Genomic DNA, 16,821 nt, shown 5'->3' with positions numbered 1-16,821 from the left:
GGCCCACTGGCTGCACCGCCACGGTGCCGAGGTGACGGTGGTCGAGCAGGCGCCGGAGCTGCGGATGGGCGGTCAGGCGGTCGACGCCCGCGGTGTCGCGAAGGAGGTCATCCGCCGGATGGGTCTGCACGCCGTCGTCCGGGCGGCCTGCACCAACACTCGTGGCGCGCACACGGTCGACGCCGACGGAAACGTGCTCGAGACCTTCCGCGCCGAGGACGACCAGGGCGACGGGTACGTCTCTGAGATCGAGATCCTTCGTGGCGACCTGACCCGGATCCTCTACGACGACACCCGCGATCACGTCGAGTACGTCTTCGGAGACCGGATCGCCGACCTCGTCCAAGACGACGACGGAGTCGACGTCACCTTCGCGAGCGGCCACCGACGCCGCTTCGACCTGGTTGTTGGTGCCGATGGGCTGCACTCGTCCCTGCGGTCGATAGTGTTCGGGTCGCGGGAGCGGTTCGTGCGCCACCTCGGTCTGGTGCTGGCCTTCTTCACGGTGCCCAACGTGTTCGGGGTGGACGGCTGGTTGCTCGACCACCGGGAGGGGGGTCGCTGGGCGGGGTTGCGGCCGGTCCCGGACCAGGCCAAGGCGATCGCGATGCTGTCCTTTCCCGCCCCGGAGGACCAGTTCGACCACCGCGACGTCGAGGCGCAGAAGCGCCTGCTGCGCGAGCACATGGCGGGCTTCGGCTGGGAGACCGGGCGCATCCTTGCGCACGTCGACGAGGCGCCGGACTTCTACCTCGACCAGGTGGCCCAGGTCGTCATGGACCGCTGGTCCGTGGGGCGGGTCGGGTTGATCGGTGACGCAGCATTCAGTGCCTCGCCGATGTCGGGCGCGGGAACCGGCCTGGCCTTGGTGGGCGCCTACATGCTGGCCGGCGAGCTCGCGGCCGCCGGCTGGGACCCCGCGGTCGGGTTCGCCCGATACCAGGAGCGGATGCGCGACTACGTCGAGGCCAACCAAGAGATCGGACGCATGCACGTCGCGATGCTCACCGCCGACCCGCAGACCGCCCCGGCCGGGGAGCCGGACATGGAGGCGATGACCGCTCTTATCGAGCGGGCGGTGACTGGTCCCGCGCTTCCCGAGTACGAGCGCGTGTAACGAGCGAACCCAGCCGATCCGCGACCAGTCACCGAAAGCACGGTATGAAAGTCACCACTGTGACCCGCACGCGGCGCGGTATCGCTCAAAGCCTTCGACGGACAACGAATCGACGCCCACACACGCCGCGATCCGCTCGTTCGAGCCTTGACCGATGAGGCGCGTCTTACCGCCGCGTCACGGCGCCCACTAGGACGACGCTTTCCACGCCCCTGCCCGCCGGGCACTCCCCATGACCGCATTGGCGCAGTCGCGACGTGCGGGTGAGTAAGGCGGCGGCGCGTACGCACAAGTACGTACTTGTCGTCGACTGCCTTCACAGGCGTTCCCTGCCGGTCCAAAGTTGCCTTGGACAAATGTCGTGATTAATCGCTCACGAGGGCACCTCTAGGGCTTGGCAACTTGGGCTGAGCAAGCCCGCCCTTGCGGCGGCGGAGGAGGCTGCATCATGCCAGGACGGCTTGCCTTTGTAGCACGTCGGGGACACAGGTCGTACTGGGCGTGGATCCTGGCGTTGTCCCTTGTTTTGGCGATGGCCGCGCCAGGAGCGCTGACGCCAGTCGGTGTCGCGTCAAGCCTGGCCAATGCGGCGGTGATGCCCCCAGATCATCCAAGTGTCTTCGCGGAGGACCCGAACGCCCTGGCCAGCATGGAACCGGCGAACCCAACTTCAGGGGTGAGCCTCGTTCAGCCCCCATCGGCCACCTCCACCGGCGACGCCGAGTTGTCTTATCCGATCGAGATACCAAAGGGCCGGCTGGGCATGCAGCCCAGCCTGAGCCTGACGTACTCGTCGGGCAGCGGCTCGAGCTGGTTGGGCCAGGGATGGGACCTGTCGGTCGGAATGGTGGCCGTCGACACGCGCTTCGGCGCGCCCCGGTATGACGCGGCGAAAGAGAGCGAAACGTACTTGCTCAACGGCGCCCGACTGATTCCCGTCACCGGCAAGCTCGTCGGCGGCCGTCGCGTCCAGGAGCGCGAGTTCCGACCCCTTGTCGAGGGCGGCTTCTCCAAGATCGTGCGGCATGGCGCCTCCCCGCAGAACTACTGGTGGGAGGTCACCGACAAGTCCGGCAAGCGCATGTCGTTCGGCGCACCCCTGGACGCGGACTCCGGGCCCGACGGCCAGGCGACGCTGACGACTGCATGTCCCCCTCCAGGCGAACCCCGCGGCGTAACCGCTTGCTCGTTGTTCCGCTGGGGCCTGCGGGAACTGCGTGACCTGCACGGCAACGCCGTGATCTTCCACTGGGCCAAGGTCAAGCACTACGGCGTCGCAGAGGGAACGGAGCCCGGGTACCAGATCTACCTACAGTCAACCCGCTACACCGACCGGGGCGATGAGCACGGCCAGTACGAAGTCGCCTTCGAGCGAGACCAAAGGCGAACCGACATTGCCATCGACGCACGCTCGGGCGCGAAAGTGGTGACGGCAGACCGGCTAAAGGCCATCAAGGTCACGTACGCCGGCAAGCCTGTCCGCAGCTACGAGTTCACGTACCGCGAGGAGGCCGCCTACAACAAGACCCTCCTCGCCGCGATCGAGCAACGCGACGCCGCCAACAACATGTTCCACACCCACGCCTTCGACTATTTCGACGACGCCCGGACCGAGGGTTCCTACAACTTCGGAAACCCGAAGAAGTGGATCACCGGCAACGACCAGATCGACCAGCCAACGCCTCCAATCACAGTGCCGGAAGCCCCGACTCCCGGCGGACTTAGCGGCTCACTGACCAACCAGACCGGCGGCCACCTCTACGTGGGCTACGCCCCTCCGTTCAACTTCACCAAGAGCTCGTCCTTCGGCGTGAAAGGCGGTTTCTCCGGCAGCACTACAACCGACGTCCTGGCTTTGGTGGACCTCAACGGCGACGGCCTGGTGGACAAAGTGTTCCTCTCCCAGGGCGTGGTGTTCTACCGGCCGCAGGTTCGAGCGGCCGACGGCGCGGTGTCGTACGGAAACCCCGTGCCGCTCAACATCAAGGAATTCGGCAGCGAAGCCAGCCAGACGCTGTCGATCGGTCCCGAGCTGTACCTAGTAGCACAGGCCACCGGGAATGTGGCCTGGACCTGGACCAAGGGAACCACGTACTTGCGTGACGTAAACGCCGACGGGCTGGTCGACTTGGTCGCGCAGGGCAGAGTGCTGTTCAACCACCTCGTGGACAAAAACACTTCCGCTTCGTGCTCTCCTGCCCAGCTGCGTAGTGACTGGCGAAGCTCCTGTGTCCCGCGCTTCGACGCAGACAGCCGGCTCACACCCGTGCCGATCAGCGGGGGTTCGGTGGCTCCGAGCATGTTGCCGGACAGCGGTGCCGAGGCGGACGCGGCGGCGGAGGGTATCCAGCGCCAGGACACCGTTCGTCGGTGGACGGCGCCGATCTCCGGCACCGTGTCGGTCACGGGGGACGTGGCGCTGGAGCAGGCCGACCGGCACGGCTACCCAGCCGACGGGCTCCGCGTCGCGATACAGCACAACGGGTCGGAGCTGTGGTCCACCCAGATAGGAGCAGACGACTTCGCCCCAAAGACGCCTAACACCGTGGACTCGATCCCGGTAAATGCGGGAGATCGCCTGTACTTCCGGGTGCAGTCAGGGCAGGACGGCGCCTTTGACCAGGTCTCTTGGGATCCCAAGGTGAGCTACGTCGGCATGCCCCCGCAGACCGACGCGAACGCGCAGTCGCTGACCTCCTACCAGTCGTCGACAGACTTCGGCCTGACGGGACGACCCGACGGCGGAGTGCAGGTGCCCCTCACCGGGACGATCCGGCTGACCGGCGGAGCCGTGAAATCGAAGGCCACCTCGGACGACATCGCCATCGAGGTGGTTCGCATGCACACCGACGACAGCGGGAAAGAGATCCCCCCGGCGGAGGTCGCACTGCACCGGGGAATGGATGGAGACCAAACGGGAACTGTCGCTCTCGACGACGAGATCGCGGTCACCGCCAACGACCGGCTTTACCTCTGGGTGCGGTCCGACTCCCCGATCGACGCGCAGGCCGTGAGTTGGAGCCCGGAACTGGTGTACGTGTCCGCGCCCGGCAAGAACGTGCTCGACGAAAAGGGCGAGCCGATCATCAGAATTCACCCGCCCATCGCCATGGACGTGTATCCAGAGGTCCGGCCCTTCACCACAGGCAGCTTCGTCGTCCCGCAACTCAAAGACGTCACCGAGCTCTCGCTGACGGTCGCTCCGCCCAGTGACATCCCCGACGCGACTGGGAGCGGCTTCCTCACCGTCAAGTCCGACGGTCACCTGGTGGCCAAGGAGGCTGTGGCGTACCGGCACGGACACACCGACGCCGGCCCCCTCACAATGACCGTTCATCCCGGGCAGACACTGTTCTTCGACTACTCCTCCCGCACGGCGCTGCGCCCCCCGCTATTCAACAACTTCATATTCCCCAAGTTCGTGACCGTGAAGTTCGAGGTGCCAACACCTCTTGGTCCCCTGCCCGTGACCTTGACCACCACGGCGCCGGTACACAACGCTCAAGAATCTGGCCTGTTCCCACCCTCCTACCGGTCCTGGGCATACGTGGGCTACGACGGCACCGGCAACCGGGCCACACATGCCATCGACGAGTCCTCGTTCGAATTCCAGGACGACCAGTTCAACAAGACCGAGGACCAGCTGCGGGAGCGGCCGGACGACACGAAGATGCACGCCTTCCCCTTCACCGTCTCCACCACGACGGGTACTTGGGCCGGCCCAACCTCATGTATCGCCGACACTCGCGGAAGCCAGATCGCCGCGGACAAGTGCCGCGTCAGCAGCGCCTGGGCATCAGGCACCGGGCTGAGTGCCGCGCCTGGGACGATGTCTATGGACCTTGCCTCGGTATCCGCCAACTCGTCCGCTTCAGGAGTCGAGCGCCGTGGCTCGGCGTTCCAGGCTGCAGGCGGCGCCGGCCTGATCGTCACCGGATCACTCGCCGCGGGCAACAGCGGTGGAAGCCTCGACTACCTCGACCTCAACGGGGACGGCTACCCCGACTACGTGGGTGACCGACAGGTGCAGTACACAGACCGCACAGGCGCCCCTGGCACTCCGGAAACACCGAAGAACGCCGATCCCACACCGCCTGAAAGGATCCGGGACAACCACAACGCAGCGGGCACCGTTAGCGTCGGCGGCAACCTGCCACAGGCCACCCCAAACTCCCGCGGAAACCCCGACGACGTTCGTGCGGCTCCCCGCGGCAACGGGACCGGCGCACAAATGGTCCCACTCGGGCTGGCCGTATCCGGCTCATACGGCGGCGGCGAGACGACGAGCACCTACGACCTCATGGACGTGAACGGCGACGGACTCGCCGACCGGGTCCGCGTTGAGGGCCTGAAGGGGCGGCAGATCCTCATGGTCGGGCTCAACCTCGGATACTCGTTCCTGAAGCCCGAACCTTGGGGTGTCGCGGCGCTTGCCGACGGATCCACGACGTCCATGTCCGCCGGTCTGAGCGTCAACCTCTTCTCCTACGGCATCGCCGGTGGTCCGTCGCTGACCTGGAGCGACGCCACGACATCCGCCACCCTGATCGACGTCAACGGGGACGGCCTCGTCGATAGAGTCCGGAACGAGGACGCACAGGGTCGGCCGGGACTCGTGGTCGGGCTGAACACCGGCGCCGGCTTCGCGGACTACCTGCCGTGGCAAGGCGTGGCCCCATCCGTGCTCAGCCACAACCAGACCCGCGGGGCCGGACTCGGCGTCTACTTCACGATCCCCATCCCCATCGGGCCCGCCGGGACCATCATCATCAACCCCGGCGGCGACCACAGCGAGACCTTGGGCTGGCAGAGCGCCGCACTGCGCGACCTCGACGGCGACGGCGCCCCGGACGCCGTGACCAGCAACGACCAAGACCAATTGACCGTGCAGGCGAACCCCGTCAGGCGGACCAACCTGCTCAAATCGGTGATCCGCCCGCTGGGTGGCCGCATCGACCTGGACTACGAACGCGTCGGCAACACGTATGAACTGCCGCAGAGCAGGATGGTGCTCTCCAGCGCACGCGTCAACGACGGGCACCCGGGCGACGGCGCCGACACCGTCAGCAAGCGTTTCGAATATGCACTCGGGGTGTACGACCGCAAGGAGCGCGAGTTCCTCGGTTTCGGGCACGTCACTACCAAAGACATGGACGGTCAGCACCCCCTGCGCTCCACCGTACGTGACTACGACACCTCCGGAATCCACAGCAAAGGACTCCTCACCCGCGAGCGCGTCACCGACGATCAGGGCCGGACCTTCACCGAGACCGCGAACACGTACAAGCTCCGCGACCTCGAAAACGGCCAGGTCGTCGACCTTGGCACCAAGGTGACCGGCAGCGCCTTCCCGATGCTCCTGCGCACCGATGCTCGCAACTACGAGGGGAGCACCTCCGCGGGCGCTCAAACCTTCACCACGTTCGACTACGACGGCGCGGGCAACATCACCCGAACCGTCGATGGCGGCGACACGGACGAAGCCGACGACGACGTCATCTCGACGCTGACCTACTCCGACTGCCCCATTAGCTACCTGTCGACAGCGACCACGATTGTGTCCGAGGCACGCGGCAAGACTGCTCGAGAGCGGCGCTCGGACGTCGACTGCTCAACCGGCGACGTCACACAGGTCCGGGCCTACCTCGCCAACGGGCAGGCCGCCACGTCCGACATGCAATACACCCCAGACGGCAACTTGGCCAGCTTCACTGGGCCACCCACCACAAGCGGTCCGGGCTACAAGCTCAGCTACCAGTACGACAGCGCGACACGGTCAATGGTCACCGCAGTCACCGACAGCTTCGGGCTTAACTCCGCCACCGACTACGATCCTCGATTCGGCGTGCCGACCCGAGTGCAGGACCAGGCCGGACAGGTCACCACGTTCACACTCGACGACGCTGGGAGGCCCATCCAGATCGTCGGCCCCTACCAGCAGGGCGGCACGACCGCGACGCTCGAGTTCGAATACCACCCTCTCGCCAACCCCCCGTGGGCGCGGACCAAGGCCATACCCCCAACCGGCACCGACACCTTCGACACCCTTGTGTTCGACGACGGGCTGGGACGGACCATACAGACCAAGACCGACAGCACGGTCCTCGACCCCGCCACCGGCAGAACAGCCGACGTCCGAGTCATCTCAGGCCATCAGGACTTCGACGCACTCGGCAGGGCCGTGGCCGCCTCATACCCCACCACGGAATCACTAACGGTTCCCGCAGAACGTTTCAACAGTGCGGTCGACCCGATCAACCCACGAAGCATCACCTTCGATGTGCTCGACCGCCCCATCAAGGTGCAGAACCCCGATGGTGCCATCACGACGACCAGCTATGGCTTCGGCAAGGACCGCGACGGGGAAACGCGCCAGGTCACCGCGGTAACCGACGCCGAAGGCACCACCACACGGTCGTACGCGGACGGCCAAGGACAGAAAACCGCCCTGCTGCAGACCCACACCCTCCCCGGCGGCGCTCAGCAGCTGCTGTGGAACAGTGCCAGCTACGACCCGCTGGGGCAGCTGGAGTGGCTGAAGGACGCCAAGGGCAACCAGACCGCCTTCACCTACGACAACCTCGGCCGGCGCACCTCCCTCGCGAGCCCGGACGCCGGACGGGTCGACAGTACGTACGACCTCGCCTCCAACCTCATCGAGCAAGTCACCCCGACGCTTCGCGACCAGAACCTGAAGATCAGTTACCGGTACGACTTCGGGCGACTCACCAGCATCGACTACCCGATGAACCCCGGCATCAACGTCACCTACACCTACGGGGGTAGCACCGCCGGCTTGGAGGCCGGACGCCTGATCAAGGTGACCGACGAGTCGGGCACACAGACCTACACGCACGGCCGGCTCGGCGAAGTCACGAACGAGACCCGAGCGATCTCCAGCAAGACCGGAGCACTACCCGAGATCTACACCACGACCTACCTGAAGGACACCTTCGGGCGGCTACTGAAAATGACCTACCCGGACGGGGAAAGCCTCGCCTACACCTACGACAGCGGTGGTCAACCCACACAGATCGACGGCGACAAGGACGGCTGGACGTACCGCTACCTCTCAGAGGCGGCCTATGACAAGTTCGGCCAGCGCGCCCGGCTCGTCGAGGGCAACAAGGTCACCACGAACGTCTCGTTCGACCCTGTCAGCCGCCGGCTGGCCAACATCAACAGCGGCCTTTCAGACAAGCCGGCCAACCAGAACCTGAAGTACACATACGACAAGATCGGGAATGTCACCTCGGTCACGAACGACGTCCCCGTCGTCGCGCCCAACGCGTTCGGCGGGCCGATGACCCAGACCTACGCCTACGACGACTTGCACCGCCTGGCAAAAGCCGAAGGCAGATACCTCAAGCCGCCGGACCGAGGCAACAAGTACACGCTGACCCTGAGGTACGACGAACTGAACAGCATCACGTCTAAGACTCAGAAGCACGACCGCATCGACTCTCGGGGCAACGTCGTCCCGCAACAGAAGACCACCCGGAGCTGGAACTACGTCTACGACGCTGTCACCCCGCACGCCCCTGACGCGATCGGCGACCGCACATACGCCTTCGACCAAGCCGGCCAGCAAATGGGCTGGAACAGTCAGATCAGCGGCAACCGGCGCACCGTCACATGGGATGAGGAAGGTCACATCCAGACCATCGTCGACAACGGCGCCCAACGTACGTACGCCTATGACCACACCGGCCGACGCGTCGTAAAGATCGGGCCCGAGGGCGAGACCGTATACGTCAGCCCTAGCTTCAGCATCCGTAACCGCGAGGTCGCCCAGAAGGACATCTTCATCGGTGGTACGCGCTTCGCCACCAAGCTGATGAAGCAGCAGAAGCCCGGTTCCACGTCCACCGCGAACCCCTACGAGAAGGACATCTACTACACCCACGCCGACCATCTCGGTAGCACCGAATTCGTCACCAACCTCAACGGTTCCGCTTTCCAACATCTCGAATACTTCCCTTCCGGTGAAGCCTGGATACGCGAAGACAGCACCGTCAACCGTACGAACTATCTCTTCACTGGCAAGGAACTCGACGAAGAAACCGGACTCTACTATTACGGCGCCCGCTACTACGACCCACAGACCGGCCAATTTCTCTCAACGGACCCGCAGTTGGAAACCACGCCAGGCGCAGGCATGGAGAACCCACAGTTCCTCGCGCTCTACAGCTATGCCAGCAACAACGCCGTCAACTATGTCGACCCCAACGGGGCCAGTGCCGTGTCAGCGTGGTGGGAAGCCAACAGGCAAACCGTCGCCGAAGCTGCAGCTGGGTTCTCATACGGTGCCCTACAGGGCCTTGCTCCGGGCGGCTTCCTGGCTCCATCCCCGTCGCCACACTCGCGGACCTTCGAATTCTTCCGTGGTGCTGGCCAGATCACGGCAGGAATCAGCGAGGCATTGGCTGGTTCCGGCGGCGAGGCCGCGGGGGTTGCCCTGGATGCCACGGTCGTCGGTGCTGTTGTTGGCGTTCCCCTAAATATCGCCTCCGCTGCGGTCATCGCGAACGGCGTTGCCTCCATTACGGCCGGGGTCGGGACTTTGACGAACTCGATGGCCATGAATTCCAGTGGTTCCGGTTCGGCTGGGACCCCACCGCCGGGCCCAAGTCAGCAAGGGGTAACAAAGGCCGCAGACCACGCCATGCCGATCGGCCCAGCCACTGAGAAGGTGTCTAAGGTCCTGAACCAAGTCGACGCGAAGGGTGCACCGCTCCCCGGCTCCAAGGGCGGTAGGGTCTTCCAGAACAGTGAGGGCCGCTTGCCGGAAACGCCAGGCGTCACTTATCGGGAGTGGGATGTGAATCCGTACGTCAAAGGAGTGAACCGCGGGCCTGAGCGGATTGTAACTGGAAGTGACGGTTCAGCCTATTGGACCGGCGATCACTACGAAACCTTCATGAGGTTGCGAGAGCCGATTAAATGACGGGATCACTGGCACTGAAGAGGGTCGAGGCGAAACTCCGGCCTCTATTGTTCGAGGGCGATGCCCAGGCCGTCGGAACTGCTGTGACGGGCTGGGTGGAGTCGGGCCTGACCGCTCGTGTCGTCCGTGGCCGCAAGATGCGAACGCTCGCGGGGCTGTTGGACGAGTTCGCGGCTGCGCTCCAATTTCCGCCCTACTTCGGCGAGAACCGAGATGCGTTCACGGAGTGCCTTGCCGAAATGGAGACACTGCCTGCAGGCGAAGGCTACGTCGTGACAATAACCGAACCGGACCAAGTCCTCGCAGAGGCCGACTCTGCTGCGCTTAGCTGGCTAGCCCGATCCTTGGCGTCCGCAGCTGAGGAGTGGGCTCAACCGGTTGAGCTTGGCGAGTGGTGGGACCGGGCTCCTATACCATTCCACGTCGTACTGGCAGGCGAGCGAGTGCAAATCGAAAGCGCCGCGCGTCTATGGTCTGCGGCCGGGGTACAACCGATTTCGTTCGGCCGTCAGGATTGACGTGCAGCCGGTTCGTTGGCCAGGAGGCGATGTTTGGCATACGTGACGGCGTCAGTTGCTAAGAGGGGCCCGCCGAACGCAGTGACGGTGCGAGCGATGCCCTGATTGGTGGCATTAACCGTGACGGTGACTCCAATTAGGGCCCGGGGCGAAGGACGGTGCAACCCCGGGAAACGGGAGAAAGCAGCCCGCGAGCGGCCGCGATATAGATCGCGGACACTCGGTCCCGAGCCCCGAGTTTGCGGTAGATGCGCTGCAAGTGCTTGTGCACGGTGCGCTCCGAGATGGCCAGTTGGTGGGCCATCGCAAGTGCGGTCAGCCCCCGGGCCAGCAAGACCAGAACCGCCAGCTCCCGTCCAGTTAGGTCAGCCGCATCGCGTTGCTCGCTAGGGAGCAACTGCAACACGCGACAATGCCGGTCCAACAGGCGTAGCAACGGCTGGAGTTGCCGCGCCAAGATCACCTGCTCGTCAGGAAAGTCCTCCCCGGACCGAGCGAGTACGAACGCCCGGTGCTCCCATCCAGCCAAGTGAAACGGCATCGAGAGCTGCCGCTCCACACCGAGCTGAACCAAGAGGTCACGGACGGTCCGTTGCTCTTCCCGCGACACAACCCGCTCGGGCACTCGGGAGATCGTCAAGGCCGCTGGGTCGCCCACCTCGACGTACCAGCGGATCAGAGGATGGTTCGGCATCTCCCGCTTCCAGAGCTCCATGCTGTCTGGCGGCGGCCAGTCAAGCGGCATCCCCACTGACTCGAATCCAAACGACCCATCCGGCGCCATCCAATTCCACGACGCCGCAGATCCGAACGTCTGTGACAAGTGTGGAAGCACCTCGCGGTGCCAACCCGGAAGCATCGGGCGACGAAGCAGGTCATCTACCAGACCAACCCACTCATCAATCTGTCTGCTCACATGCAAGACAACCACGGCGTCCCTGAGCTTCCTGTCGGGTACCGGCCACAGGCATTCTGCCCGACCCTCGGATCCGCTGCGGCACTTTTGTATCAATTCACGGCCCGGAACAGCCTGCAGCAAAGCGGCTCGACCGCTTTCGGGGAACGACGTCCCGAGCGAGCAACTTCAGCAACTCGGCGGTCGGAGACGCGGCGAAGGCATGCTCCTCACCGCCGGCCGGACGTACCAACCCCCTCGAGAGCTAGTGGCTGCGCAGAATCCGCCGTCGCGAGCTCCGTCGCCTCCAACTGCCCTGAGACCCTAGACACTGCCGGCGGTGGTTCGTGAACGGACTCGTGTCGACGGCACTCGAAAGCTGACCCCCTGACGGCGGGGTGGGTTCTAGTCAACATCGCAACGCGGACGGATTTCGGAGGCTAACAGCGCGGCGAAGAGTTGTCCTGGGGTGCGGTCGTTCAGGACCAACCTGGGCCGGCTGTTGAGCTCGTTCTGACAGCTAGGAGGTGCTCCATGGTGTGAACGCTCAGGTCGGTTCCCTTCGGAAAGTAGTCGCACAGCAGACCGTTGGCGTTCCCGTTCGAGCCGCGCTGGCTCGGGCTCGAACGGGATGTAGCCGACCTCGTCGATGACCAGCAGCGGATACCGGCCGAGGCGTCGCAGCTCGTCCTGCAGTCGCCCGTTGTGATGGGCGGTGGCGAGCCGGTCGACCCATTCCGAAGCGGTCGCGAACAGGACCCGGTGTCCGGCTTGGCAGGCGCGGATCGCGATCCCGGTGGCGAGGTGGGTCTTGCCGGTGCCGGGTGGCCCGAGGAAGACGATGTTCTCTCGGGCGGTGACGAAGTCGAGGGTGCCCAGGTGCGCGATCAGGTCGCGTCGCAGGCCTCGGGCGTGGTCGAAGTCCGAACTCCTCCAGGGACTTTCGGGCGGGGACCGGGCGGCGCGGATCCGGCCTTCGCCGCCGTGGGACTCGCGGGCGGACACCTCGCGTTGCTCGCTCACCTACTTCCCCGAGTCGGCACCAGTCGCCAGGATGCCTCTTTACGCCGCGTCTATCCGCCGCGTCAGGGAGTTGTCGCCTCAAAGCCCGCGACGCCTTCCCGTCATGCGCTCGACGAGCGCACTGACAACCAGAACAGCGACCATGCCGATGCCATATCGCCCGTCGTCGGGCTGCGCAGCTGCAAGGTGGCCATCATGTGCAGTACCCGTTGATCTGCCCGGTTCCCGCCCGGCATTACGGGGCGACGTGGCGATTCCGGACACAGTCCTGCGACAGCGGTAACAGAATGGCCTCATCGGGGAGTTAGCTTCGCCAGAGGGAGTGCTCCATGCTGCGTCGCCTGTCCATCGTATTGTTCGCCGCGCCCGCCTTGGTGGTGGGTCTCTCGGGTCCCACGTCCGCCGCGGCCGAGACCACGACCGAGACCGCCAAGAACGTCGTCGACACCTACCTCGACATCGTCCCCAGCTGTGACGGCGGGCCCATTTACCGCGTCACCACCACGACGAACACCGTCCAGCACGTGACCACGACAGGTCGTGGTGGGGAACACACGACCTTCACCGTGACTGGCAAGGTCTCCCTCGTGCCGCTGGACTCCACGCTGGGCCTGCCCAGCTACGCCGGGCGCCTGACGGTTCGGGGCGGCTTCAACGGCAATGGCAGGGTGGTGAACGCCACTTCCACCTACAACGTCACCCTGAAGGGTTCGGACGGCTCGAAGGCCACGTACCACGAGAACCGGCACTTCAACACACGCCCGAATGGCACGCTCCACTTCGTGTTCCGCTGCCACTGACGCCTACCTGGACGTCGACAGGGTCGGCTGCGACTTTGCCGAGCTGAAGCGCGTTCCGCTCGGCACGTTGCCGCGGTGCTGCGCAGGGACCAGAACGGCACGGCATGCTCGGGTCGGCGTTGAGCGGCGCCGGGATGTCCTCGGCGAGGCGGACTCCCCTGACGGCACCGTGAGCGGCGACCTCGGCGTAGAAGGCCGACGCCTGGGTCCGCGCTGGCGGTCATGAACGCATGCTCCCCGGCTGAGAAACCGAGCGCACACCGTGCCGCACAGACAGCAAGTCCGGGCCGACCGGTCAGAGCCGGTTCAGTCAGGGCCCACATCCCAAGCTGGTTGCTGCGCCAACGGCTAACACGATGTGAAGCCAAGTCCATCGCCCGTTCTTGATGCGCCCGAGCCGATCGAACAGCGAGGCGTCGCCCCCGGCTTCGGTCCATGCGCAACGGACAGCATGGACGACGAAGGCCACAACGACGAGTTTCGCAGCCGGGGCGCCCATGGAGAGTTCTAGGTGCTCCGTGTCCCGGCAGCGTAATCGGCTCTGCAGATTTGAGCGTGGGTGGTGGGAGGTTCTCCGCTACGGTCACCCCGCAACCACAGACTTTGACCGCCAAGGCCGCCAGCACGGGCGGTGGCTCGCCGAGCCGGTTCATCCACGGGCGAGCGGTTCACCCCCACCAGCTCGCACATCCTCGCCTGTACAGCGCCTACGGTCTTCAGGGGCAGGAGGAGAATCGCCTCGACAGCGTCGGCTTACCGGCAGCTACGCGCTCGCCGGCGCGACCAAGCAGTTCGGCACAGCTCGTGGAGCCGATGGCGACCGCCGCCAAGCCGTCATGTCGCGTCAAGACGTGACTCTTGCGTGCGTCCGGTTCACCACGGGATAGTTGCCGCAAGCCGCCGAGACTCCGCAGTGGCAATGGGCTTCCGGGTGGCTCTGGCGTTGGGAGTAGCGCTCATGCACCGATTCCGTGTCATGTTGGTCCCGATGGCGAGTGCCGTTCTGACGTTTGGGGTGGTGCCAGGTGCGGTTGGCCAGGTGGACCCCGGGTGCCTCCGTCACGATGTGGTGCCGGTGGCCGTTGTCGGCAAACCGATGTCCTTCTCGGTAGATGTCTTGTCGGAGACCCGGACATTCACGCTTGGGGGCAGCTGGCCTGGTTTCGGGAGCGCCGTGGTGACTCACGACGTCACGGCCGATGGCTGTCTCGATCTGCTGGTCGGGGCGCCCGCATCCAACCAGGTCCACCTCATAACCGGGTCGCCTACAGGACCCGGGACCGGACCCTCGGCGATCATCCAGTTCGCTGGCAAGGCGGGCGATGCCTTCGGGACGTCGATCGCGGCCGAGCGGGTCCCGGCAACAGGCATGACGCCCGAAAGGCTGCGGGTGTGGGTCGGCGCTCCAGGCGCTGACGTGGGCGGCGTGGTCGACGCGGGAGCGGTGGTCTACTACACCGTTTCCTCGGACCTTCGGGTCTCCGCCCCCCGTGTGTTCACGCAGAACTCCCCGGGCGTGCCCGGGGATGCTGAGCGGGGCGACCGGTTCGGTCAGGTCCTCGCCCCGCTGCGCTCGGGTGTTGCAGTGGGTGTCCCCGGCGAGGATGTCGGCACCAAGGTGGATGCGGGTGCGCTCTGGGTGTTGCCGGCTCCGGCAGCCTCACCTGTCGGCCCGGGACCCTACGCCGTTAGTCAGGATTCGCCGGGGATCCCAGGCGGTGCCGAGCCGGGCGACGCGTTCGCGGCAGCCTTGGACATGAACCGGTGGTTTGAAGGCCTCGACCCGGTGCCCGGTGGTGAGTCTGGGTTGTGGGTCGGAGTGCCGGGCGAGGATGTGGGCTCCCTGCGTGACGCGGGCCTGGTCCATCAACTGAAAGTGGGAAAGACTGCCGCCACGAGCCTCCTGGTCCGTACTCAGGACAGCCCAGGGGTGGCGGGCGCCGCCGAGCGCGGCGACCGGTTCGGCTCCTCGCTGCTCGGCGGCCCAGGCGACTTCGACGACGACGAACAGTGCCACGGCACAGCAGTGATGATCGGCGTGCCCGGAGAGGATCTTGGATCGGTCGTCGATGCCGGCGCCGTCAATGTTGGTGACGGCGTTGGGACAACTGGCTGCCCCGTCAAGTCGCGCGAATGGATCATGCACCTGGGCACCCTCGCACGTGCCGGCGACCGTCTTGGTGCCTCCTTGGGCTTTGGTGGCGTGGGAGCGCCCGGCGGGGATGTGGGCTCTGCCATAGATGCGGGCTTTGTAGTCTCGAGCGTCTATAGCCCCTACAAGGTCTGGACGGAGCACCCAGCGTTTGCGGGAAATCGCTTCGGCTCCGTGCTCGCCAAGGAGGCTTACGACCCCGGTCCCCCGCTTATACAGAATTAGTCGCCGCCGCGGCGTGCTCACGCCCGCTACGGCGACGCGTGGAGGGCCATGCTCTCGCAAGGACCTACACGCACTCAATGAGCTCGGGACAGCAGCCGCCAACGTCCGCGTCAGTTTCCACGGTGACAACGAGCCCGTCGGACTCGTGCTGGACGGCCGCGAGCATGCGCATGCCCGAGGCGGTGAACAACGCGTCCGCTGGCACACCAACCCGCGCGCGGACGACGCGTAGCGTGATCCACTGTCGAGGTCTTCAGATCGGTGAGCTTGATCGCTACCGATCGTGAAGACCTCGACTCATTCAAAGCCGGACCTCCACGCCGGGCGTCTCACCCACGCTCAGATCCGAAGAGCCCGTACTCCACTGGCCAGCGGCGCGTCGATGGAGCGATGTGCGCGTTCAGGCGAAGCTCGCCGAGGCGCGTCTTAGCGCCGCGAGCCGACCATCCTGCCTACGGCATGGGTGAATGTTGCCTGAGCGATGTCAGTTCTCGAAGATGGCCGTGGCGTAGTTCTCGCTGCTCAGCGAGAACGGTTGGACCTGAATCGTCAGGCCTTTGAGGCTCTTGCTATTCAGTCCGTAGGCGACCTTCCACGTCACCGACTTGCCAGCCCGCAGCGAGACCGACGGGTCGGACGGCAAGTTGGAGTCGAAGATCCGCTCCAGGTCACCACCGCTGTCCGAGGCGGTCAGGTAGAGACCCGTCGGGTCGTAGCGCTTGCTCGTCCCGTTCTTCAGCGTCACGCTGAACACTGCGTTCCACTTCTTTGCCCCGGCGGCATACTCTCCCGGCTCGTAGAACTTCGGGGCCGACACCTTCACCGCCAACCCGTCATCCCACGTGATCGTCTCGCCGAAGGAGGCCACGACCTCCCGGGGCTCCTCCGTGAACGGGTCGACCGGCTCGGTGTACTCGGGCACCGGCTCGGACGTCGGCTCGAGCTCCGGCACGACCTCGGTGGTCGGGACGCTCGTCGACGGTGGCGGCGACGGTGGCGGCGACGAGACGTCTGCCCCGACTCCGCTGCTGCAGCCCGCGAGGAGCAGTGCGGACGCGAGGATGGTGATGGTGGACTTCTGGATGTTGTTCATGTTCTGCCTGAGTTCTGTGACCCGTCACGGAGACGGGTTGTCAATCGGTGG

7 protein-coding genes and 2 pseudogenes are annotated in these 16,821 nt (G+C 65.4%); 5 read left to right on the top strand and 4 right to left on the bottom strand.

The window, feature by feature from the left end:
- From ACFQU3_RS19750 to ACFQU3_RS19740, 3 genes are all read left to right on the top strand, one after another.
- Positions 1-1,117 (top strand): FAD-dependent monooxygenase (locus ACFQU3_RS19750; protein WP_385912927.1); only part of this gene is annotated, 1,117 nt, incomplete at its 5' end.
- A 448-nt stretch (positions 1,118-1,565) separates the two neighbouring features.
- On the top strand, positions 1,566-10,064 hold the full coding sequence (locus ACFQU3_RS19745) for an RHS repeat-associated core domain-containing protein (protein WP_385912925.1): 8,499 nt from the start codon (positions 1,566-1,568) through the stop codon (positions 10,062-10,064).
- Positions 10,061-10,582, top strand: coding sequence for a barstar family protein (locus tag ACFQU3_RS19740; RefSeq protein WP_385912923.1), 522 nt, complete (start codon positions 10,061-10,063; stop codon positions 10,580-10,582). Before ACFQU3_RS19745 ends, ACFQU3_RS19740 begins: the two co-directional genes overlap by 4 nt.
- 136 nt (positions 10,583-10,718) lie before the next feature.
- On the opposite strand, the gene ACFQU3_RS19735 is transcribed toward ACFQU3_RS19740, so the two are convergent.
- From ACFQU3_RS19735 to ACFQU3_RS19725, 3 genes and pseudogenes are all read right to left on the bottom strand, one after another.
- Entirely contained in the window at positions 10,719-11,123 is a 405-nt protein-coding gene (locus ACFQU3_RS19735; protein WP_385913161.1) for a response regulator transcription factor, read from the bottom strand.
- Between the two features lie 839 nt (positions 11,124-11,962).
- A pseudogene (locus tag ACFQU3_RS19730) lies at positions 11,963-12,100 on the bottom strand (IS30 family transposase); the annotation flags it as partial.
- 43 nt (positions 12,101-12,143) lie between these two features.
- A pseudogene (locus ACFQU3_RS19725) lies at positions 12,144-12,482 on the bottom strand (ATP-binding protein); the annotation flags it as partial.
- Positions 12,483-12,829: 347 nt separating this feature from the next.
- On the opposite strand from ACFQU3_RS19725, the gene ACFQU3_RS19720 reads away from it, so the two are divergent.
- Entirely contained in the window at positions 12,830-13,300 is a 471-nt protein-coding gene (locus tag ACFQU3_RS19720; protein WP_385912921.1) for a hypothetical protein, read from the top strand.
- A 1,075-nt stretch (positions 13,301-14,375) separates the two neighbouring features.
- Positions 14,376-15,677 carry a hypothetical protein gene (locus tag ACFQU3_RS19715; protein WP_385912919.1) on the top strand — a complete coding sequence of 434 codons (1,302 nt, stop codon included), beginning with the start codon at positions 14,376-14,378 and terminating at the stop codon, positions 15,675-15,677.
- A gap of 484 nt (positions 15,678-16,161) precedes the next feature.
- Here the strand turns inward: ACFQU3_RS19715 and ACFQU3_RS19710 are convergent, their stop codons facing one another.
- A complete protein-coding gene (locus ACFQU3_RS19710; protein WP_385912917.1) occupies positions 16,162-16,770 on the bottom strand; it encodes a hypothetical protein in 609 nt (202 codons plus the stop codon).
- Positions 16,771-16,821: the final 51 nt, after the last annotated feature.

The organism is Terrabacter sp. GCM10028922 (assembly GCF_042666095.1).
GTDB lineage: Bacteria > Actinomycetota > Actinomycetes > Actinomycetales > Dermatophilaceae > Terrabacter.
The sequence above is the reverse complement of the archived record's forward strand: the minus strand, read 5'-3'. Positions and strand labels throughout refer to the sequence as shown.

Bases quoted from the DNA above. Each gene is read 5' to 3' on its own strand.
- ACFQU3_RS19745 (WP_385912925.1), top strand. From the start codon at position 1,566: ATGCCAGGACGGCTTGCCTTTGTAGCACGTCGGGGACACAGGTCGTAC.
- ACFQU3_RS19740 (WP_385912923.1), top strand. From the start codon at position 10,061: ATGACGGGATCACTGGCACTGAAGAGGGTCGAGGCGAAACTCCGGCCT.
- ACFQU3_RS19735 (WP_385913161.1), bottom strand. From the start codon at position 11,123: ATGCCGTTTCACTTGGCTGGATGGGAGCACCGGGCGTTCGTACTCGCT.
- ACFQU3_RS19720 (WP_385912921.1), top strand. From the start codon at position 12,830: ATGCTGCGTCGCCTGTCCATCGTATTGTTCGCCGCGCCCGCCTTGGTG.
- ACFQU3_RS19710 (WP_385912917.1), bottom strand. From the start codon at position 16,770: ATGAACAACATCCAGAAGTCCACCATCACCATCCTCGCGTCCGCACTG.